Annotated in this window: 17 protein-coding genes and 1 tRNA gene; all 18 read right to left on the reverse strand. The window is 65.9% G+C overall.

All coding sequences use genetic code 11. The features are described from left to right. Positions 1-14: 14 nt before the first annotated feature. Positions 15-1,073, reverse strand: coding sequence for a GTPase ObgE (gene obgE, locus ELY13_RS01055; protein ID WP_126172021.1), 1,059 nt, complete (start codon positions 1,071-1,073; stop codon positions 15-17). A gap of 82 nt (positions 1,074-1,155) precedes the next feature. Beyond that, positions 1,156-1,231: transfer RNA gene (locus tag ELY13_RS01060), tRNA-Ala, on the reverse strand. 71 nt (positions 1,232-1,302) lie between these two features. Next, positions 1,303-2,163, reverse strand: coding sequence for a hypothetical protein (locus tag ELY13_RS14900; protein ID WP_164549661.1), 861 nt, complete (start codon positions 2,161-2,163; stop codon positions 1,303-1,305). Positions 2,164-2,325: 162 nt separating this feature from the next. Next, positions 2,326-3,072 carry a Bax inhibitor-1/YccA family protein gene (locus tag ELY13_RS01070; RefSeq protein ID WP_126172022.1) on the reverse strand — a complete coding sequence of 249 codons (747 nt, stop codon included), beginning with the start codon at positions 3,070-3,072 and terminating at the stop codon, positions 2,326-2,328. A 75-nt stretch (positions 3,073-3,147) separates the two neighbouring features. Then, positions 3,148-3,981, reverse strand: a complete 834-nt coding sequence (proC, locus tag ELY13_RS01075) for a pyrroline-5-carboxylate reductase (RefSeq protein WP_126172023.1) — start codon at positions 3,979-3,981, stop codon at positions 3,148-3,150. A 1-nt stretch (position 3,982) separates the two neighbouring features. Further along, positions 3,983-4,489, reverse strand: coding sequence for a type III secretion system chaperone family protein (locus ELY13_RS01080; protein WP_126172024.1), 507 nt, complete (start codon positions 4,487-4,489; stop codon positions 3,983-3,985). A 147-nt stretch (positions 4,490-4,636) separates the two neighbouring features. After that, positions 4,637-6,328 (reverse strand): SPOR domain-containing protein, encoded by a 1,692-nt coding sequence (locus ELY13_RS01085; RefSeq protein ID WP_126172025.1) that lies wholly within the window; start codon positions 6,326-6,328, stop codon positions 4,637-4,639. 47 nt (positions 6,329-6,375) lie between these two features. After that, positions 6,376-7,872 carry a cell division protein FtsZ gene (gene ftsZ, locus ELY13_RS01090; RefSeq protein WP_126172026.1) on the reverse strand — a complete coding sequence of 499 codons (1,497 nt, stop codon included), beginning with the start codon at positions 7,870-7,872 and terminating at the stop codon, positions 6,376-6,378. 121 nt (positions 7,873-7,993) lie between these two features. Further along, positions 7,994-9,274 carry a cell division protein FtsA gene (gene ftsA, locus ELY13_RS01095; protein WP_126172027.1) on the reverse strand — a complete coding sequence of 427 codons (1,281 nt, stop codon included), beginning with the start codon at positions 9,272-9,274 and terminating at the stop codon, positions 7,994-7,996. Then, entirely contained in the window at positions 9,274-10,182 is a 909-nt protein-coding gene (locus ELY13_RS01100) for a cell division protein FtsQ/DivIB (protein WP_126172028.1), read from the reverse strand. The genes ftsA and ELY13_RS01100 overlap by 1 nt, the downstream gene beginning before the upstream one ends. Beyond that, the gene (locus tag ELY13_RS01105) at positions 10,182-11,210 is read right to left on the reverse strand and encodes a D-alanine--D-alanine ligase (RefSeq protein ID WP_126172029.1); all 1,029 of its coding nucleotides are present in this window, start codon (positions 11,208-11,210) and stop codon (positions 10,182-10,184) included. Before ELY13_RS01105 ends, ELY13_RS01100 begins: the two co-directional genes overlap by 1 nt. Next, positions 11,147-12,076, reverse strand: coding sequence for a UDP-N-acetylmuramate dehydrogenase (gene murB / locus ELY13_RS01110; RefSeq protein ID WP_126172030.1), 930 nt, complete (start codon positions 12,074-12,076; stop codon positions 11,147-11,149). The genes ELY13_RS01105 and murB overlap by 64 nt, the downstream gene beginning before the upstream one ends. Then, a complete protein-coding gene (gene murC / locus ELY13_RS01115) occupies positions 12,073-13,488 on the reverse strand; it encodes a UDP-N-acetylmuramate--L-alanine ligase (protein ID WP_126172031.1) in 1,416 nt (471 codons plus the stop codon). The genes murB and murC overlap by 4 nt, the downstream gene beginning before the upstream one ends. Further along, positions 13,485-14,648 carry an undecaprenyldiphospho-muramoylpentapeptide beta-N-acetylglucosaminyltransferase gene (gene murG, locus ELY13_RS01120; RefSeq protein WP_126172032.1) on the reverse strand — a complete coding sequence of 388 codons (1,164 nt, stop codon included), beginning with the start codon at positions 14,646-14,648 and terminating at the stop codon, positions 13,485-13,487. The genes murC and murG overlap by 4 nt, the downstream gene beginning before the upstream one ends. Further along, positions 14,645-15,868: an FtsW/RodA/SpoVE family cell cycle protein gene (locus ELY13_RS01125; RefSeq protein ID WP_241233479.1), complete on the reverse strand. Its 1,224-nt coding sequence runs from the start codon at positions 15,866-15,868 to the stop codon at positions 14,645-14,647. Before ELY13_RS01125 ends, murG begins: the two co-directional genes overlap by 4 nt. Further along, positions 15,865-17,232, reverse strand: coding sequence for a UDP-N-acetylmuramoyl-L-alanine--D-glutamate ligase (gene murD / locus ELY13_RS01130; RefSeq protein ID WP_126172033.1), 1,368 nt, complete (start codon positions 17,230-17,232; stop codon positions 15,865-15,867). Before murD ends, ELY13_RS01125 begins: the two co-directional genes overlap by 4 nt. Then, a complete protein-coding gene (mraY, locus tag ELY13_RS01135) occupies positions 17,229-18,299 on the reverse strand; it encodes a phospho-N-acetylmuramoyl-pentapeptide-transferase (RefSeq protein WP_126172034.1) in 1,071 nt (356 codons plus the stop codon). Before mraY ends, murD begins: the two co-directional genes overlap by 4 nt. Next, positions 18,300-19,754 carry a UDP-N-acetylmuramoyl-tripeptide--D-alanyl-D-alanine ligase gene (locus tag ELY13_RS01140; protein WP_126172035.1) on the reverse strand — a complete coding sequence of 485 codons (1,455 nt, stop codon included), beginning with the start codon at positions 19,752-19,754 and terminating at the stop codon, positions 18,300-18,302. It lies immediately after the preceding gene. Position 19,755 lies beyond the last annotated feature (1 nt).

Genomic DNA, 19,755 nt, shown 5'->3' on the forward strand with positions numbered 1-19,755 from the left:
AAGCCTGTCCCAGGTCAGATCGGCGACCAGGGCCGCTCCTCACCTTCTTCCTCTGTCGGTTCGCCGCCACCTTCTTCGCTGGACGTGCGGTGCGGGAGAGATTCGAGCACGGTATCGAGCAGCCGTTCAACCCCCGCTCCGGTGGATCCGGAGATGGCGAACACCTGCTCTGCTCCAGCCTGCTTCAATTCGTCCGCGAAGGCCTCGACCAATTCGGCATCGGCAAGGTCCACCTTGTTGAGCACGACGATCCGGGGCTTGTCCTCAAGTCCGGCGCCATAAGCTTCCAGTTCCCGGTCCACGACCTGCATCGCTTCGGCGGGATCCGGTCCGGTGATGTCGACCAGGTGAATCAGTATCCGGCACCGTTCGATATGGCCGAGAAAGCGATCCCCGATGCCTGCCCCGTCGGCCGCGCCTTCGATCAGGCCAGGAATATCGGCCAGCACGAACTCGCGCCCCTTGTGGCGCACGACCCCGAGCTTGGGAATCAGCGTGGTGAAGGCGTAGTCACCCACTTTCGCCCGCGCATTGGACACCTGGTTGATGAAGGTCGACTTCCCGGCGTTCGGCAGGCCGACCAGACCGACATCCGCCAGGAGCTTCAGCCGCAGCCAGACCCACATCTCCTCACCTGGCTCACCCGGCTGGTGCTGGCGCGGGGCGCGGTTGGTGGATGTCTTGTAGCTGGCATTGCCGCGCCCGCCCAAGCCGCCGCGGAGCATTACGATCCGCTGGCCTTCCTCGGTCAGGTCAGCAAGCACGGTTTCCCCGTCTTCATCGATGATCTGGGTGCCGATCGGCACTTCGATCACCAGGTCGGACGCGCTGGCCCCGGTGCGGTTCTGACCCATGCCGTGGCCGCCCCGCCGAGCCTTGAAATGCTGGGTGTAGCGGAAATCGATCAGCGTGTTCAGGCCGGGCACGGCTTCGAACACGATGTCGCCTCCGGCGCCGCCGTTGCCGCCATCGGGCCCGCCGTACTCAATGTACTTTTCACGGCGGAAGCCGACCGCACCCGGTCCCCCTGCGCCTGAGCGAATATAGATCTTTGCCTGGTCGAGAAAATGCATGAGAGCGGTTTAGCCTGTTCGCGCGCGGTTTGTCGAACCGCGAACGGTCAGGGGAAAACTCGGCTGCTGCGGGATCGGGCACTGGTGGAGCCGAGGGGGATCGAACCCCTGACCTCGTCATTGCGAACGACGCGCTCTCCCAGCTGAGCTACGGCCCCGTTCCAGTGCGAGTGGCGGAAGACTTCCGCCAAGCGCGGCCCTTAACGAAGAGGCCGCGCCGTTGGAAGGACTAATTTACACCCTCATCCGACTGAGCGAGCAATTCGGTTGCCGCCCCGCCTTGCCCCAAATCGAGGCTTGATCCGGTAAGAACGGATCCTTCGATAGCCGGGACGGAAAGGCCCAGCGCCGCCCCTACCGGAACGCCCGCGCTCGCTTGTTCCACGATTGCCGCATCGGAGGCCAGCATGTCACCCTCGGGCGCACCGTACTTCTGGTCCCAGACCGCGAGATCGCGCCGGTACTGATCGTAGGCATCGTAGAACTTCAGGAAGGGCCGATCGAGCAACGGCAGAGTCGTCGCGGCATACTCCTCCATGTCCTGCGGAGGGAGCAGCAGAATGCCCCAGGACACGTTACGCGCGGTCAGGCAGAAATCGTCCTGCGCCATCGGCAGCGAGAAGTAGTTGTAGACCCGCGTGTTAAAGTAGTCCTGTTCCGTCTTGTAGGTAGCGCCGAACCGCTGGCGATACTCACTGTCCAGCGCCTTGCCGGCCGCCTTCAGATCCTTTGCCCGGTCTTTTAGCAGAACCTTGTAGGCATCGAGGATCGGCTGATCATCCGGTTCGCGGCAATTGAGCGCCGCGACATTGAGCCCGGAACGAAGGTTCCAGACCGCCTGCGCGCCCTCAACGTAGCTGTTCACGGTCTGGCGCTTACCATCGGGGCCGATCTGCGGCGTCACGAAATAGGCGTCGGCCCCAATCGGAGGCGTAGGCCGGGGCGGGATCGGTTCCGGCACCGCGACGGGTGGTGGAGGAGGCGGCGGAGGTGGCGGAGGCGGCGGAGGCGTGGTGGCGCAGCCGGCAAGGACAGCCAGCCCCGTTGCCACGAACAATTTGCGGACCGATGTGCGGCGAATATCAAACATGGCTAACGCGAACCCCTCTCCAATCCGGGAAAGCCGATCGAAACTCCCCGCTCAAAGGCCAGATGAGTCGCAGCTTACCGCATTGAAGAACCAAAGAAAACGCCCGGCATGCCAGGAGGCACGCCGGGCGCGATAAAGCGATCCCGCTTCAGGCAATCAGGCTCAGTCGCGGCTGGTGCCCATGAAGCGCAGCAGGAACATGAACATGTTGATGAAGTCGAGGTACAGGTTCAGCGCCCCGAGGATCACCGCCTTGGCGGCCCATTCCGTTCCGCGGACCGTATCGTACTGCCGCTTCAGCATCTGCGTGTCGTACGCGGTCAGGCCGGCGAAGATCAGCACGCCCAGGAAGCTCACCGCCCACATAAGGGCCGGCGACTGCAGGAAGATGTTGATCACGCTGGCAATCAGCAGGCCGATCACACCCATGATCAGGAAGCTGCCCCAGCCGGACAAGTCCTTCTTGGTGGTGTAGCCGTACAGGCTCAACCCGGCGAATGCGCCGGCGGTGGCGAAGAACGTCGCCGCAACCGATGCACCGGTGTACATCAGGAAGATGCTGGACAGCGAAAGCCCCATCAGGACTGCAAAGCCCCAGAACAGGGCCTGAAGCGTTCCGGCGGAAAACCGATTCGCGCCAAAGCTCATCGCAAGCACGATTACCAGCGGCGAGAAGGCCAACACGAGGCCAAGCCCGCTGCCCAGCACGGCCGCAGCCATGCCGGAGTTGGCGAACAGCAGCGCGACAACGCCCGAAAGCAGCACGCCCGACGCCATGTAGTTGTAAATCGACAGCATGTGCCGCCGCAGCCCGGCGTCGAACCGATCGCCGGCGGCAACCGCACCGTTCAGGCTCGGAGACACGCCGAAGCCCTCGCGGGTTGTCCGGGGGTCATTCCAGTTTGCCATTGTCTTTCCTAACTCCTTTTCCAGCCTCGCAATCGGGCCGGTCACTTGGGAATATCGGAGGGAATCCCTTCGATTTCAAGCAAAACCGAGAGTAGACGATGCGGCTTCTGCGCCCATTTGCACGCTGCGATCCCGCGCCGCGCGCAAAGTCTGCGTAATCAGCGCGGCAAGTGCCTGATCGTCATCGAGAACGTCCAGCCCTGCCTGCGTTACCCCGCCCGGACTGGCTACGCGCCGGGCCAGTTCCGCCGGATCGTGCGGAGAGGACGCAGCCAGCGCCGCGGCGCCTTCAACCATCGCCACCGCAAGGCGCCCCGCCTGATCCGGCGCCAGCCCGAGCTGCTCTGCGCCTTGCGCCAGAGAATCGATGAAGCGATAGACGAACGCAGGCCCCGATCCAGCCAGCGCCGTGACCAGTTCGTACTGGTCTTCCGGAACCCATTCGGGCGTGCCGAGCGGGCTCATCAACTGGACCAGAGCCGTCCGCCCCCGATCATCCAGTCCGCGTTCCGCCAGCGCGATCGGAGACTTGCCCAGCGCAACGGCAAGATTGGGCATGGCCCGCACCACCGCGCCGGCTTCGGGGAAGCGGCGCGCCAGCGTTTCCAGCTCCACCCCGGCTAGGATCGAGATCACCGCCGTATCGCCCCGCGCCCATTCCGCGATTGAAGGCGCCAGCTCAGCCAGTTTCTGCGGCTTGAAGCCGAGCAGGACTGCGTCGAAACTGCCTTGCAACGGCAGGCATTCCGCCAGGGATCGGAACTGCGCAACGCCTTCGGGCAAATCGCGCGGACTGGGACTGACGACGGTGAAGCGCTGCGGGGCCAGCCCGCCCACCAGCCACCCTTCCAGCATCGCCCCGGCCATGTTCCCGCAGCCGACGATCAGGATGGAGGCGAAATCGCCCATCTCAGGCTTCCCCGGCGTGGTCCACCAGCGCCGCTTCCAGCGCGTCGCGCGGGTTCTTGTCGCCCCACAGTACAAACTGAAACGCAGGGTAGAACCGGTCGCACTCGGTCACCGCCGCATCGATTGCCGCGCGGGCCATTCTCAGAGTAAGGAGGCCGTCCTCCCCCAGCATCAGCGCGTGGCGGTACAGCAGGATGCCGCCGTTGGACCAGATGTCGAAGTGGCCAAGCCAGAGCTGCTCGTTGATCAGCGCAACCAGTTCGAACGCCTGCTTGTGCCGTTCCCGGGGGATGCGGATTTCGGGCAGGCAGAGTATCTGCAGGACATTGTCTTCCCGCCGCCAGACGCCGCGCAGCTTGTAGCTGGTCCAGCTTCCCTGAATTTCCCCGCTGACTTCATCGTCGCTGACGAAATCACAAGGCCAGCCATGTGCTTCGAACAGCTGCACCAGCATCTCAACCGGTGCGGCATCCTCGGTCGCCTGGACGTTTTCGGACCCTGTGTTCATCGGCTTCTTCCAGTTCGTCTGTTCGCTGCACCGTCCATGCGGCCGGGTCCTTTGCGCCGCAACGCAAGGGGGCGAGGAGGCTGGGCATAACGCCACAACCCTGTTCACAAGCTGTGCAAAAGCCTTCCTCGAGCAGTAAGCGCTCGGTTAGCCCAGCGGGTTGACCGCCTCGCCCTCGTCGCTGGTGAAGGGGAAGCTGTCGATGCCCTTCGCCTTCAGCTCCGTCACGGCCTTCTGCGCTGCGTCCGCGCTTTCATAGGGGCCGGACAACAGCCTGCGCCGCGCACCCCATTCGGCTAGGAACGGGCCTTTCCCCAGCGCCGAACCGGCCTTGCGGCTGATCCGTCTCCAGTCGAATCCCAGCGCATCCACATCGGTTCCGGTCGCGACCTGAACCCAATGCCGGCTGGGATTGGCGGGCGGTTTCGGCTTGGGCTTCGGTTTCGGCTGCTGCTTCGCCACGGGGCGTTCACGCGGCGGCTTGATCGCCGTAATGTCCACGGCGCCCGCGGCGGGCACCGCGTTGGTGCTGACGGGAAGCGCAAAATCGGCAAAGGCTTGCGCCAGATTGGCAGGCGCCGGCGGCTCCTGCGCGACGGCAGTCACAACCTGAGCGGCTGGTGCAACCGTTGGGGCGAGCGGAGGAACTGGAGCCGAGGGCGCGCGGGCAAATTCCGGCTGAGCGGACTGGGGCTGAGCGGACTGGGGCTGAGCCAGCTCAGGACCATAGGAGCTGGCGGCCGGGGCAGTCTGCCCGGACACCGGCGGCAATTCGCCGGTGGGTGCAGCTTGCGCCACTTGCGCGGGCGCGGCCCTGACGGGTGCCTGGATCGTCCCCTGATTGCGCACGGGCCGTGCGGCCGGTTCACGGGTTCGGCGCGCCTTCCGGGCGTTCGGCTGCGCGAGGCGAGCCTGGCCGAGCGGCTCCCCGGCCGGGATCAGACGGGTGCCGAGCGCGCCCGTTTGCGGAGCGGGGGCGGGTTGTCCGGCATAGGCCAGCAGGCGCGGGTCCTCGCGGCCGATCTCCTCGGCCGGCGGGAAAGCGCCGAGATTGGCTGCGGCGGCTTTCTGCGCCCGGGTGAGGCGCGGCATGTAGCGCAAGTACGGCGCCATCCGGCTGGAAAGCTGGGCCGGGAGCAAAGTCTCCGCGATGGACACCGCTTCCTCCGTCTTGCCGACCGCCGCCAACGCGAAGGCGCGGGTGCGGAACGCGGCAAGGTCCTGTTGCTGGAGCAGCGGCAACAAGGTGGCATCGGCTGCGGCCTGATCTCCCGCAATCGCCTGGCTGATCGCCAGCCGCATGGTCACCGCATCATCCGGCTTTTGCGCCAGGGCCTGACGATAGAGCTGCTGCGCACGGCCGTTGTTGCCGACCAGGTCGTAAGCCAATCCGCGGTCCGACGCGTACGGCGTCATCGCCGCGCCAGCTGCTTCGGCTTCGTCGAACTGCTGCAGCGCAGCCAGTGCATCGCCCTGTTTCAGCGTCAGCCGGGCGAGCCCTGCCTTTACTCGTCCGTCAGCCGGACTGACGATCCCGGCCCGATTGAAAAAACCGATGGCTGCGTCGGTGTCGCCAAGCGCGACCGAAGCTTCGCCCGCCGCAATCAACGCTTCGAGATCACGACCGTTGCGCGCCAGCGCCTTCATCGCTTCGCTGAGATCCTCCGCTGCCTTCGGAGGAAGCGGCTGCACCACGGCGCGGGAAATCGTCTGGGCGTGAAGCGGCTGGGCGCAAAGCGGCAAAGCCGCCGCCAGCAGCGGCGCGGTCCACACGCGTAAACGGCGCACGAACCGGGGGCGGACTTGCCCGCCCCCGAAGCGGTTACGAGTCGTGATCATACGTACATACTGGGCAATCACCCTGAACCTCGGGCGAATGCAGGCTCCTACTGGTTGTTCTGCCGGCCGAGGAAACGCGGGATACGCAGGCCGCTTTCTTCGCCGTTGTCCTTTTCGGCTTCCCCGTTCCGGGACAAGCTGGCCATGCGCTCGAACAGCGTGCTGCCCGAGGCTGTCCGCGCCGGAGCGGCTTTGGCGGGCGCTGCCGGTGTCTGCGGAACCGAGGCCGCGTCGAGGCTGCGCTGCCGTCCGGCGGCAAACCCGGCCGGCTGATCCGCCTGGCTGACGAGATTGTCGTTCAGCAGCAGCTCGCCATCGTCCGCGCCTTGCGTGCCTTCGGCTTCGAGCGTCAGTTCGAGCGGGACCGCATCTTCGGCTTCCGGTGCATCAAGCGTCAGCGGTTCTTCCGTGGGAGCGATCTCCACCGGCTGCGAGGGGCGAGCCGGCGCGGCCGAAGCCGGTTCACGGATCGTCTGGCGCGTGGCCATTTCCTCGTCGGACAGCGGGGCGGACGGCTTCTTGGGTCCGCGGGCGGCCGAAAGGTTCAGCGGCTGACTGGCCTGCACGGCTTGTTCCGTGCTTTGTTCGATCCCTGTGGCGACGACCGAGACGCGGATCTTGCCTTCCAGGTCCGGATTGAACGCCGAACCCCAGATGATGTTCGCTTCCGGATCGACCAGTTCGCGGATGTGGTTCGCGGCTTCGTCCACTTCCATCAGCTTCATGTCTTCGCCGCCGATGATCGAGATGATCACGCCCTTGGCGCCCTGCATCGACACGCCGTCGAGCAGCGGGTTGGCAATCGCGCGTTCCGCCGCCTCGAGCGCGCGGTTCGGCCCTTCGCCTTCACCGGTGCCCATCATCGCCTTGCCCATTTCCCCCATCACCGATCGGACGTCGGCGAAATCGAGGTTGATGAGGCCCGGCATCACCATCAGGTCGGTGATCGAGCGGACACCCTGCTGCAGCACTTCGTCGGCGAGCTGGAAGGCTTCCTTGAAGGTGGTTTCCGGCTTGGCCACCAGGAACAGGTTCTGGTTGGGGATGACGATCAGCGTATCGACGTGCTTCTGCAGTTCCTCGATCCCGGCTTCGGCCGAGCGCATCCGGCGCGTGCCTTCGAACAGGAACGGCTTGGTCACGACACCCACGGTCAGCACGCCCATCCGGCGCGCGACTTCCGCGATCACCGGGGCGGCGCCGGTGCCCGTGCCGCCGCCCATTCCGGCGGCGATGAAGCACATGTTCACCCCTTCGAGCGCGCGCTCGATTTCCTCGACCGTTTCTTCCGCCGCCGCGCGTCCGACTTCGGGCCGCGACCCCGCGCCGAGGCCTTGCGTGATGTCGGGGCCAAGCTGGATGCGGTGTTCGGAGATCGAACTGTTGAGCGCCTGCGCATCCGTGTTGGCGACAATGAAATCGACGCCTTCGATCTGAGCCCGAATCATGTTCGCGATGGCGTTGCCGCCCGCGCCGCCCGCGCCGATGACGGTAATCCGGGGGCGCAGCTCTTCAACGGAAGGCGGGCCGATATTGATGCTCATTCCAGCTCTCCAGGGGGTGTCCGAAGGGAAAATCCGGTCGCTTCCATCTTGTAGCGAATCGGAAGAATCGAAGGATTGATCCTATACCTGTTTTTTACGCCGTTTCAGCGCCCTTTGCCGCTCAGAAGTATTGTTTCATCGCAGCAAGCACGCGCTGCACGATGGCAAAACCACCATAGCTGTGAATCACCTGGTCGGTGCCGAGCGTGCGGATATCGACCGGGTCCTCCGCCGCGTAGAGCACGAGCCCGGCGAGCGTGGCGAAACCGGGGACCGCGTGAGCTTCCGGGAGCCCGCGCAACTGCGGCGGATGCCCGACCCGGACCGGCTTGCCGAGCGCGCTCTGGGCATAGTCGGCCAGACCCGTCAGTTCCGCGCCCCCGCCGGTCAGCACGACTTGCTGCCCGGCGCGGCCGGTGAAGCCCATCGTCTGCAGCGCGCGCCCGACATCGCTGATCAGCCGGTCCAGCTGTCCGGTGATGACCGAAATCAGCTCTGCGCGCGGAATGCTGTTGGTTTCATCGGCGCCCCGCGCGATCTCGCCCTTGTGTTCCTCACCTGGCGCGTTGACCGGGATCATCTCGCGGTGATCCGCAGGGCTGGCGATGGCGGAGCCCGAAACGCATTTCAGCCGTTCGGCTTGGAACCGGCGAATGCCGAAGGCGGACGCGATCGCGTCGGTGATGTCGGCCGACCCTGTCGGAATGGTCGCCAGCCCGACCAGCATGCCGGAGGCATAGACCGACACATTGGTGACTTCCCCGCCGAACTCGACCAAGGCGACCCCCAGATCGCGTTCTTCAGGCGTGAGGCACGCGTACCCCGCCGCCAGCGGCGAGGCGACGACCGCTTCCACTTCGAGGTGCGCGTTCTGCACCGCTTCGGTCACGTTGCGCATCGGAGCGCCGTCCGCCAGCATCACGTGGATATCGACCCCGAGCCGTTCCGCGTGGAGCCCACGGGGGTTTGCCACCCCGTCCGCTCCATCGAGGAAGTAGCAGGCGGGCTGCGCGTGCAGCACCATCCGGCCGTCCGGTTCGATCGCGTCGCGGGCGGCGAGCAGCAAGTGCTCGACGTCGTCCTCCTCGATCCGGCGGCCGCCGATCTCGATTTCGACCTGGTTGATCCGGCTGGCAAGCCCTGCGCCCGAACAGCCGACCCACACGCTCGACACGCTCGTTCCTGCGAGCTTTTCCGCTCGTTCGATAGCGTCGCGCACTGCGTGGGTCGCGGCCGCCATGTCGGTCACGTAGCCGCGCTTGATCCCCTGCGCCGCGCGGTGGCCGGAGCCGAGCACGATCATCTCGCCGCTCTCGGTTTCACCGGCGATCATTGCCGAAATGCGGAACGATCCGATGTTGATCGCGCCGAAAACCCGCGCGATTCTTGGCTGCACGGCCATCAGGAGCCCCTTGTTTCCGCTTCGGCAGCGGCCAGCCGGCCGGGCACCCGCATGTAGATCCGTTCTGGCGTGCGCATGTCGAACGTGGCGACCTTGCCGCCCAGCAGGCGATTGAGCCCATCGAGCCGCGCGAACGAGACCAGCGCGCCGGCCGCCTCGTTTTCGCCTTCCGGCAGGGCCAGCACCTGGCCGGTCTTGAAGGTCACGTTCCAGCGGCGGTTGCCCACCCATTCGGCCGCGACCACTTGCGGCCGCAGCGCCGGGGCGGCGTCCAGCAAGTGCGACAAGCCGCCGACTTGCGTTTGCGCGCCGGAACCGGACAGCTGCAGCATTCCCTTCGCCTTGGCAGGTGCAATCGGCTCCAGCTCATGGCCGGCGGGATCGATCAGGACGAGGCCTTCGTCCGTGCGCAGCACCGCGTGGGGCTGACGTTCCACGATGTCGATCACGATCGCGTCCGGCAGCTGGCGGGACACCCGCGCATCCTCTACCCACGGAAGCGTCAGCAGTTGCCGGCGAAGCGCGTGAACATCGACCAGCGGCATTGCGCGGTCACGCTCCCCCAGCACGCGGCTATAGACGGCGAGCTTGTTCATCCGCTCCACCCCGTTGACTTCGACGCGGCGCACCTCGAACCCGGCGCTGGCGGCATACGTCGCCAGCTGCTGCTGGACGACCCCGGTGAAGCCGGACACGGAAGCGATGACCCACGCGATGGCAACCGCGCTGGCGAAGATCACCACCAGGAAGAACTGCTGGAGCTGCGCCTGGGTGAAGGGCAGCACCTTGATGACCGCATCGAGCAGCGAATCCGACTTCGCCCGGGCCTTCCGGACCTGCCGCTTTGTGCTCTGTGCGCGGGCCTGGCGACGGACGCCCTTGGCCTTGCGCGGGATCGTCTGCGCCATCAGGCCGATCCTTCAAGCTTGCCGAAGTGAATCAGCGCGTCCTCGATGATTGTTTCGACGAGTTCTCCGTACTCGATGCCGCAGTGCTTCGCTTGTTCTGGCACGAGGCTGAGAGGAGTCATCCCAGGTTGGGTGTTGGTTTCCAGCAGGAACAAGCCGTCTTCGCCCTGCTCGTCATCCCAGCGGAAGTCCGAACGGCTCGTCCCCCTGCACCCGAGCAGTTCATGCGCCTTCAGCGCGTAGTCTAGGCACAGGCGCGCAATGGCGTCCGGGACTTTCGCCGGGCAGACATGCTCCGTCATCCCGTCGGTGTACTTCGCATTGAAATCGTAGAAGCCGGACTTGGGCACGAGTTCGGTCACTGTCAGCGCGCGGGGGCCGTCCTTGCCGCCCAGCACTGCCGTCGTCAGTTCGCGCCCGCGGATGTACGGTTCCGCCAGCAGGGAGGAAAACTGCTGCCACGGGCCTTCGGCATCCCGACGGATTGGATTGCCGTAATTGCTTTCCTCCGTCACGATGGCCACCCCGACCGAGGACCCCTCGTTGACCGGTTTCAGCACGTACGGCCGATCCAGCGGGTCGGCTTCGAACAAGTCTGCGCTCTTGACGATCCGCCCGCCGGGCATCGGAATGCCGTGCGGCACCAGCGCGTGCTTGGTCAGTTCCTTGTCGATCGCGATCACCGAAGTGGCGAGGCCGGAGTGCGTGTAGGGCACGCCCATCAGGTCCATCATGCCCTGGACGGTCCCGTCCTCACCAGGAACCCCGTGCAGCGCGTTGAACACCACGTCGGGCGCGGCTTCATGCAGGCGCAGCGCGATGTCGCGTTCCATATCGATCCGCGTCACCCGATGACCGCGCGCCTCCAGCGCCTTGGCCACGCCTTCGCCGCTCATCAACGAGACCGGCCGCTCATTCGCCCAGCCGCCCATCAGGACGGCGACATGTAGGTTCGGAAGTTTGCTCACGCGTCGCCCATATTCTTTTCCGGCGATTCGGCGAACAGGCCAACTCGCTGAATTTCCCATTCCAGATCAACGTTTTGGCTTGCCGCCACGCGGCGGCGGACTTCCTCGCCCAGTTCCTCGATATCGGCGCTGCTGGCGTCCCCGGTGTTGATCAGGAAGTTGGTGTGCTTTTCGCTGACCTGAGCGCCGCCCTTGGTCAGGCCCCGGCATCCAGCGGCATCGATCACGCGCCAGGCCTTGTCGCCGGGAGGATTCTTGAACGTCGATCCGCCAGTCTTGGTGCGCAGCGGCTGACTTTCCTCCCGCGCCTCGGCGATCCGGTCCATCTCGGCGCCGATCTCCTCCGGGTCGCCGGGAGTACCCCGGAACCGAGCAGCGACCACCACCGCCCCATCCGGCAGCGCGGAATGGCGATAGGTGTAGCCGAGATCGGACACCGGCAGCCTCACGCAGTTTCCGCCCGGCAGCACGACGTCGCAATCGATCAGGATGTCGGCTACCTCGCGCCCATAGGCGCCGCCGTTCATCCGCACGAAGCCGCCGACGGTTCCGGGAATTCCGCGCAGGAATTCCAGTCCGGCAATTCCGTTGTCGCGCGCGGTGGAAGCGACGAGGATCCCGGCCGCGCCGCCGCCGCACTCGACGACGCAATCCGCCTTCGGCTCAACTTGCGCGAAAGGCTTTCCCAGCCGCACTACGACCCCGGGCACGCCGCCGTCGCGCACGATCAGGTTGGACCCAAGGCCCAGCGCCATCACTGGAACCCGGTCGTCCAGATCGGACAAGAATGCGGTCAGATCATCGAGATCCTCCGGCTCGAACAGCCACTCCGCCGTGCCGCCGCTCTTGAACCAGACCAGCTTGGCCAGCGGCGCATCGGGCGTAAGCTTGCCGCGCACGTTCTGCGGGACCTTGTTTGCGGTCATGCGGTCTTCTCCTGCCGGGTCTCGATCGCATCGGCGAGCCCTGCGGCCCACTTGGTGATGTCGCCCGCCCCGAGGCAAACGATCAGGTCGCCTTCGCCGGCGAGGCTGGAAAGTGCGTCCGCCAGATCGTCCGGGCCCGTGACGGCCTGCGCCGAATGGTGGCCGCGCAGCTTCAGCCCTTCGACCAGCGCATCGGCATCGACATCCGCGATCGGCTGTTCCCCGGCTGGATAGACGGGAGTGACGAACACCTTGTCGGCATCGTTAAAGGCCCCCTGGAAGTCATCCATCAGGTCCCGCAGCCGCGTGTAGCGATGCGGCTGGACCACGGCGATGACCCGGCCTTCCGCGGCCTCGCGCGCGGCGGAGAGCACGGCGCGGATCTCGACCGGGTGGTGGGCGTAGTCGTCAATCACGGTTGCACCGCGCACCTGGCCCATCCGGCTGAACCGCCGCCGCACGCCGCCGAACTGGGCGAAGCCGCCGCGGATCGTCTCATCCCCGCAGCCGAATTCCAGCGCCACGGCAATCGCGGCAAGGGCGTTCTGAACGTTGTGCCGCCCGGGCATCGGCAGGGCGATGTCGGTGATCGTGCGCAAGGCGCCGTCCCGGTCCCGGATCACGGCATCGAACAGATTTCCGCCGCTGCTGAAGCGCAGGTTATCCCCCCGAACGTCAGCCTGCGCGGAAAAGCCATAGCTGACGATCCGCCGGCCCTGCACTTTGGCAATCACGGTCTGCACTTCGGGATGGTCGACGCACAGCACCGCCGCTCCGTAGAACGGTACGTTCTCGATGAACTGGGCGAACGCCTGGCGGACCGCTTCGAATGAACCGTAATGGTCGAGATGCTCAGGATCGATGTTGGTGACGACCGCGATCGTCCCGTCGAGCCGCAGGAAGCTGCCGTCGCTTTCATCCGCTTCGACCACCATCCACTCGCTGTCGCCCAGCCGCGCGTTGGAGCCGTAGCTTTCGATAATCCCGCCGTTGATCACCGTGGGATCGATCCCCCCGGCATCGAGCAGAGCCGCGACCATGCTGGTGGTGGTGGTCTTGCCGTGCGTGCCCGCTACCGCGACGGTGCGCTTCAGCCGCATCAGTTCAGCCAGCATCTCCGCCCGGCGGACCACCGGGATGCGTCGCTCCCGGGCGGCGACCACTTCGGGATTGTCCGGCTTTACCGCGGTCGAGATGACCACCACCGCCGCATCGCCCAGATTGGCCGCGTCGTGGCCGATGGCGACCGTGATTCCCCGGCCCCGCAGCCGCTCCACCATCGCATTTTCGGACAAGTCGGAACCCTGGACCGAATAGCCGAGGTTGACCATGATCTCGGCGATCCCGGACATGCCGATCCCCCCGATCCCGATGAAGTGGATCGTGCCGATGTCCGTCCCTACGCCCTTCACGCGAGCGCCTCCTTTCCCGTGGTTTTCGCTTGCTTGCCCACGCGGATCACGTCCTGGATGGGCGCCCCGCCAAAGCTTTCGACAAGATCCGCCAGCTTCTGCGCAGCATCGGGCCGGCCGCAACTCCAGGCGGCATGGGCCGCGTCCGCCAGCGCCTCAGGCGTGCGGGCCAGGTCTTCGATATGCCGCGCGAGCGTTTCCGGAGTAAAATCATGCTGACGGATTGCCTTTGCGCCGCCCGCCTCGACCATTTCGCGCGTGTTGGCTGCCTGATGATCATCGGTCGCGATTGGCAGTGGGATGAGGATTGCCGGGCGGCCCACCGCCGTCAGTTCGGCAATCGTCGATGCGCCCGCACGGCCGATGAACACGTGCGCCGCCGCCAGCTGCCGCTCCATGTTCTCGAAGTACGAGGCAAGCTCGGCCGGAATGGCGTGGCTCGCGTACAGCTCGCGCACCTCGTCGAGGTCTTCCGGCCGGCATTGCTGTGTCACGTGCAGGCGCGACCGCAGCGCGGGATCGAGCTGCGCCAGTCCTTCCGGAACGACTTGCGACAAAACGCGCGCGCCCTGGCTGCCGCCGGTGACGAGCACGCGCAGGGGGCCCGTCTCGGTAAAATCGGGAAACGGCTCTCCGCGAAGAGCCAGCACTTGCGGACGAACCGGATTGCCGACGAGACGGGCCTTGGCGGCATCCGATGATTTCAGCCGCTTCACCTTCGGATAAGCCGTGGCGATCGCGTTCACGCGGCCGGCCAGCAGCCGATTCACCCGGCCGAGTACCGCGTTCTGTTCATGGATCACGCTCGGCACCCCGGCGGAATGGGCGGCGAGCAAAGCGGGAAGCGCGGGATAGCCGCCGAAGCCGACCAGTGCGCTTGGTTTGAAGCGCTTGAACAGCCCCAGCCCCATGGATCGGCCGGACAGTACCGCGGCGATGCCCTTGGGCCAGTGCAGCGGGTTCTTGCCGAATCGCCCGGCCGGAAGGACGTGGGCTTCAAGAAAATCGGGCTTGCCCGGAATGGCCGCGCCGCGACTGTCGGTGATCAGCGCGACCTTGTGCCCCCGGGCGTGAAGCTCATGCGCCAGCGCAAAGGCCGGCGTCAGGTGGCCGCCGGTGCCGCCGGCAGCGAGTACGTAATGGCGGGAAGCGCCGGTCACCGGAAAGCTCCTTTTTCAAGCGCGCCGGTGAACATGAACCTGTCGCGCGGCAGGAATGGATTGCGCCGCGTGATCGCGACCAGCAGCCCAATGGTGAAACACAGCGCGATCGTGGACGATCCGCCATAGCTCACCAGCGGCAGCGTCGTGCCCTTGGACGGGAACAGCTGCAGGTTGACGAGGATGTTGATGAATGCCTGCCCGCCGAACAGCGCGATCAGTCCGGAACCGGCCAGGATCGTGAACAGGTTTTCCTCATCCACCAGCCGCATCAGCACGCGCAGGATGATCGCGAGATAGAGCACGACCACCACTGCGCAGACGAGCAGCCCGAATTCTTCCCCGATGACCGAGAAGATGTAATCGGTGTGCGCTTCGGGCAGGCTCATCTTGCGTCGGCCCAGCCACAGCCCGGCGCCGGTCCACCCACCGCTCATCAGCGTGCGGCTGGCGAGGTCCACCTGGTCATACGCCGTGCCGCCGCCCAGGAAGCTGTCGATCCGGTTCCGCGCGTTGTCGTAGAACAAGTACGCCAGCGTCATCAGGCCGACGCCGGCCGCTCCCATGATGCCCACTCGCTGCAGCGGGAGGCCGGCAAGCAGCACCAGCACCGACCAGCAGCCGACGAACAGGATCGTGTCGCCCAGGTTTGGCTGCGCCATCAGCAGCACGATCACCACACCGAGCAGCGCTCCGCTGATCGGGATCACCGGCATGTCCGGATCGCGCGCTTTCCAGGACAGGATCCAGGCGATGCTTACCGCGAAGGCCGGCTTGAGGAATTCACTTGGCTGGAAACGGATACCCAGATCGATCCATCGCCGGGCGCCGTTGACCTCGCTGCCGATGAACGGAACCAGCAGGAGGAAGAACAGCATTGCCCCGGCCAGCAGGATCGATCCCCGCCGGGCCAGGTCGCGCGGCAGCATCGATGTGGCGATCAGCGCCACCAGACCGAGCGCCTGCCAGCGCAAGTGCAACCAATAGAAGTACAACTCGTCCAGCCGCTCCGCGGAAGTGGACAAGCGCCGGGCGCTGGCGGGGGATGCGGACGCGACTGCGATCGTGCCCAGCACCATCAGCCCGAACACGAGCGCGAGCAGGACCCGGTCGATCTCGCGCCACCACACCTTGACCTGCTGCTTGCGAGACTGCGGGAATTGCGGCCGCGCCGCCGTGCGTTCCCCCGGACGAGGCACATAAGGTCGAGCCATGGTCATGCTGCCGATATCCCTGCCGGATCGCACACCGCCTGATCCCCGCCGGTCAGGCCGTGGACGACGGAGCGGAACATGTCTCCGCGCGCTTCATAGTCGCGGAACTGGTCGAAGCTGGCGCAGGCGGGGGAGAACAGCACGACATCGCCGGGCCTCGCCGCGGCGATCGACCGGCGGACAGCCTCGCACAGCATCTCGCACCGTTCCACGTGCGTGACAGGCTCAAGGATGTCAGCGAAGCGCGGCCCCGCCTCGCCAAGCGTGTACGCCGCGGCAAGATTCCCGAAGAACGGCGCGCATTCGTCGAGGTCGTCTCCCTTGGGCAGACCGCCGCAGATCCAGTGGACCCGCTTGTCCGGATCGGGCGGGAAGGCAGCAAGGGCTGGCGCGGTGGATGCGGGATTGGTCGCCTTGCTGTCGTTGATGAACAGCACGCCGCCGAATTCGCCGAGCCGCTCCATCCGGTGCGCCAGACCTCGGAAGCTGGCGAGGCCGGCAAATACCTGTTCCGCCGAGAGGCCCAGCTCCATCACCATCGCCGCGGCAATCGCGGCGTTCTGCAAGTTGTGCGGGCCTTTCAGCGATGGCCAGTCCGCCTGGAGCGCCGCCCATGCCGCCATGTCGGCGCAAAGCGCACGGTCCTGCGAACGGCGCGCCGCTTCCCGCGCGCGCACCTGCCGGGTTTGCTCGTCCTGGCAGCCGAAGACGGCGAACTGGTCTTCACCCTGCATCGCGAACAGCCGCGCCTTGGCGGCAGCATAGCCGGCGAACCCATCATACCGGTCCAGATGATCGGGAGTAATGTTGGTCAGCGCCGCCGCCTCGCACGCGAGCGAAAACGTCAGGTCGATCTGGTAACTCGACAGCTCGAGGACATAAACGCCTGCGCCCTTTTCGTTGCAGGAAAGCGGCTCCTGCGCCAAAATGGGCAGGCCGATGTTGCCGCCCATTCGCGCGGGACGTCCGGCTTCGGCCAGCAAGTGCGTCACCAGCGCGGTCGTGGTCGATTTGCCGTTCGTCCCGGTGATCCCCACGACCTTGTGCGGCGGCAGATCGCCGCGTGCCTGCGCGAACAATTCGATGTCGCCGATCAGCGGAACACCTGCTTGCCGTGCCCGCTCCGCAATCGGATGGGTGTTGATCGGCACGCCGGGGGACACGACCACGCCCGCGAACCCGGACAAGTCGATCCGCAGGGGATCGGCAATCTCGGCCCGCCCCTCGAACTGCTCACGCGGGCCTTCCCGCCGGTCCCACACCGTTACGCGGGCGCCGCTCGCCAGCAGGGCCTCGGCCGTGGCGATGCCCGACCGGGCAAGGCCGAGCACCGCATAGCGTTTGCCCGAGAAGGCGGGGGAAACGATCACCGCAGCTTCAGCGTCGAAAGGCCAATCAGGGCAAGGACGATGGAGACGATCCAGAAGCGGATCACGACCGTGCTTTCGGACCAGCCCATCTGTTCGAAATGGTGATGGATCGGAGCCATGCGGAATATCCGCTTTCCGGTGCGCTTGAACCAGAACACCTGGATGATCACCGAAGCGGCCTCCAGCACGAACAGGCCGCCGACGATCGCAAGCACGATTTCGTGGTGCGTGGCCACCGCGATCGCGCCAAGCGCGCCGCCGAGTGCAAGGCTGCCGGTGTCGCCCATGAACACGGCGGCAGGCGGCGCGTTGAACCAGAGGAACGCCAGCACCGCCCCCATGATCGCACCGCACAGGATGGTCAGTTCGCCCGCGCCCGGCACGTGCGGGATGTTGAGGTAGGAGGAATAATCCACCCGGCCCACGAGGTACGCGATCAGCGCGAAAGTGCCCGTTGCGATGATGACCGGCATGCTCGCCAGCCCGTCCAGCCCATCCGTCAGGTTGACCGCGTTGCCCGCCCCCACGATCACGAAAGCAGCAAACACGTAGTAGAGCGGCCCGAGCGGAATGACGAGGCCGGTGGTAAACGGGATATAGATGTTGGTATTGATGTTGCCGACGATCAGCCAGGCGGCGACGCCCGCAACGGCAAATTCCAGCAGCAGGCGAACCTTGCCGGAAACGCCCTTGTGGCTGCGCTTGGTCACCTTGTCGAAATCGTCGAGGAACCCGATCGCGCCGAAGCCTGCGGTCACCGCGAGGCAGGCCCAGGCGAACGGGCTGGACAAATCCATCCACAGGAGCATCGCGATGACCAGCGAGGTCAGGATCATCAGCCCGCCCATTGTCGGCGTGCCGACCTTGGCCAGGTGCGTCAGAGGTCCGTCCGAACGGATCGGCTGCCCCTTGCCCTGGCGGACGCGCAGCATGGAAATGAACTTGGGTCCGATAATCAGGCCGATCGCCAGCGCCGTCAGCAAAGTCGCTCCGGCACGGAACGTCTGGTAGCGGACGAGATTGAACAGGCCGTCAAACGCAAACCACTGCGCAAAGAGGTAGAGCATTCAGCGTTCCCTGGTGCTGAAATGGGCAACCAGGGTCCCCAGCCCCACCGAATTGGACCCCTTGACCAGCACGGCATCACCGCCAAGCAGCCCGAATTCCTCCAGTGCGGCAATGGCTTCGCCCGGTCCTTCGCAGTGCACATAACTCATCGTCGCGCCCGATACACCCCCTGCGTTGCCTAATTCACGAGCAAGCGCAGACATTTCCGGCCCGACGAGGATCGCCATGTCCACGCCCGCTTCGCATAGAGGGGCGGCAAGCTGTGCATGGAAGCGGGGGGCAAAGTCGCCCAGTTCCTTCATCGCGCCGAGCACCGCGATCCGGCGCCCAGCCGGCGTCTGGCCAAGCTGGGCCAGGGTGGCGCGCATCGACGCGGGATTGGCGTTGTAGCTTTCATCGATCAGCAGCACATGGCCGCCCGGCACCGGCACCCGGTTCCGCTCCCCGCGGCCCTTCAGCCCGCCCATTTCGGCCAGCGCCAGCCCGGCCGCCCCCAGATCGCCGCCGGCGGCCTTCACTGCGGCGAGTACGCACAGGGAGTTGGCGATCCAGTGCTCCCCCGGTTCGGCCACCGTGTAGCACAGTCTCGCTTCGCCCAGCGCGGCGGTGACCAGCGAGCCGCCGTTGGCGGACGGGATTGCGTCGAGCAGGCGGACATCGGCGTGTGCCGCGCGGCCGAAGGAGAGGATCCTTGCGCCGCACTCCTGCGCGGCGGTTCGCAGCCGTTCGAAATGCGGGCTGTCTGCCGGGATCACCGCCGTACCGCCCGGGGCAAGGCCCCGGAAGATTTCCGCCTTGGCATCGGCAATCGCTTCCTCACTGCCCAGATTTTCGATGTGCGCAGGAGCGATGGTGGTGATCACCGCCACATCGGGACGAACCTGGCGGGTCAGCGCGGCGATTTCTCCGGCATGGTTCATGCCCATCTCGAACACGCCGAATTCGCTGCGTTCCGGCATTCGTGCCAAGCTCAGCGGCACGCCCACATGGTTGTTGTAGCTGCGCACGGACCGGTGGGCCGCGCCCCGGCTGCTCCGTTCCAGCGCGGTGAACACCGCTTCCTTGACGCCCGTCTTGCCGACCGATCCGGTGACGCCGATCACCCGGGCCGGCGCGCGGTCCCGTGCGGCTTGCGCAAGCCGTTCCAGCGCCTGGGTCGTGTCTTCGACCAGGATGTGCGGCCGGTCGATCGGGCGGTCCACGACCGCTGCCGCCGCTCCTTTGGCGAACGCCTTGTCGAGGTATGCGTGTCCGTCGGACTTTTCACCCTTCAGCGCGAAAAACAATTCTCCGAACCGAACGTCCCGGCTGTCGATCTCCACCCCGGACACCTCGAAGTCGCAGCTCGCCGTCCCGCCGGTTGCCGCGGCGATCGCTTCCGCGTCCCACAAGGCCAGCCTCCGCTCGTCATCCCGGCGAGGGGGCCAGCTGAGGATTTCCTGCAACGCGCTCATG

Source organism: Altericroceibacterium xinjiangense (genome assembly GCF_003958635.1).
GTDB lineage: Bacteria > Pseudomonadota > Alphaproteobacteria > Sphingomonadales > Sphingomonadaceae > Altericroceibacterium_A > Altericroceibacterium_A xinjiangense.

Excerpts from the sequence above, each read along its gene's own strand:
- obgE (WP_126172021.1), bottom strand. The coding sequence starts at position 1,073 with ATGCATTTTCTCGACCAGGCAAAGATCTATATTCGCTCAGGCGCAGGG.
- ELY13_RS14900 (WP_164549661.1), bottom strand. The coding sequence starts at position 2,163 with ATGTTTGATATTCGCCGCACATCGGTCCGCAAATTGTTCGTGGCAACG.
- ELY13_RS01070 (WP_126172022.1), bottom strand. The coding sequence starts at position 3,072 with ATGGCAAACTGGAATGACCCCCGGACAACCCGCGAGGGCTTCGGCGTG.
- proC (WP_126172023.1), bottom strand. The coding sequence starts at position 3,981 with ATGGGCGATTTCGCCTCCATCCTGATCGTCGGCTGCGGGAACATGGCC.
- ELY13_RS01080 (WP_126172024.1), bottom strand. The coding sequence starts at position 4,489 with ATGAACACAGGGTCCGAAAACGTCCAGGCGACCGAGGATGCCGCACCG.
- ELY13_RS01085 (WP_126172025.1), bottom strand. The coding sequence starts at position 6,328 with ATGATCACGACTCGTAACCGCTTCGGGGGCGGGCAAGTCCGCCCCCGG.
- ftsZ (WP_126172026.1), bottom strand. The coding sequence starts at position 7,872 with ATGAGCATCAATATCGGCCCGCCTTCCGTTGAAGAGCTGCGCCCCCGG.
- ftsA (WP_126172027.1), bottom strand. The coding sequence starts at position 9,274 with ATGGCCGTGCAGCCAAGAATCGCGCGGGTTTTCGGCGCGATCAACATC.
- ELY13_RS01100 (WP_126172028.1), bottom strand. The coding sequence starts at position 10,182 with ATGGCGCAGACGATCCCGCGCAAGGCCAAGGGCGTCCGTCGCCAGGCC.
- ELY13_RS01105 (WP_126172029.1), bottom strand. The coding sequence starts at position 11,210 with ATGGGAAATTCAGCGAGTTGGCCTGTTCGCCGAATCGCCGGAAAAGAA.
- murB (WP_126172030.1), bottom strand. The coding sequence starts at position 12,076 with ATGACCGCAAACAAGGTCCCGCAGAACGTGCGCGGCAAGCTTACGCCC.
- ELY13_RS01125 (WP_241233479.1), bottom strand. The coding sequence starts at position 15,868 with ATGACCATGGCTCGACCTTATGTGCCTCGTCCGGGGGAACGCACGGCG.
- mraY (WP_126172034.1), bottom strand. The coding sequence starts at position 18,299 with ATGCTCTACCTCTTTGCGCAGTGGTTTGCGTTTGACGGCCTGTTCAAT.
- ELY13_RS01140 (WP_126172035.1), bottom strand. The coding sequence starts at position 19,754 with ATGAGCGCGTTGCAGGAAATCCTCAGCTGGCCCCCTCGCCGGGATGAC.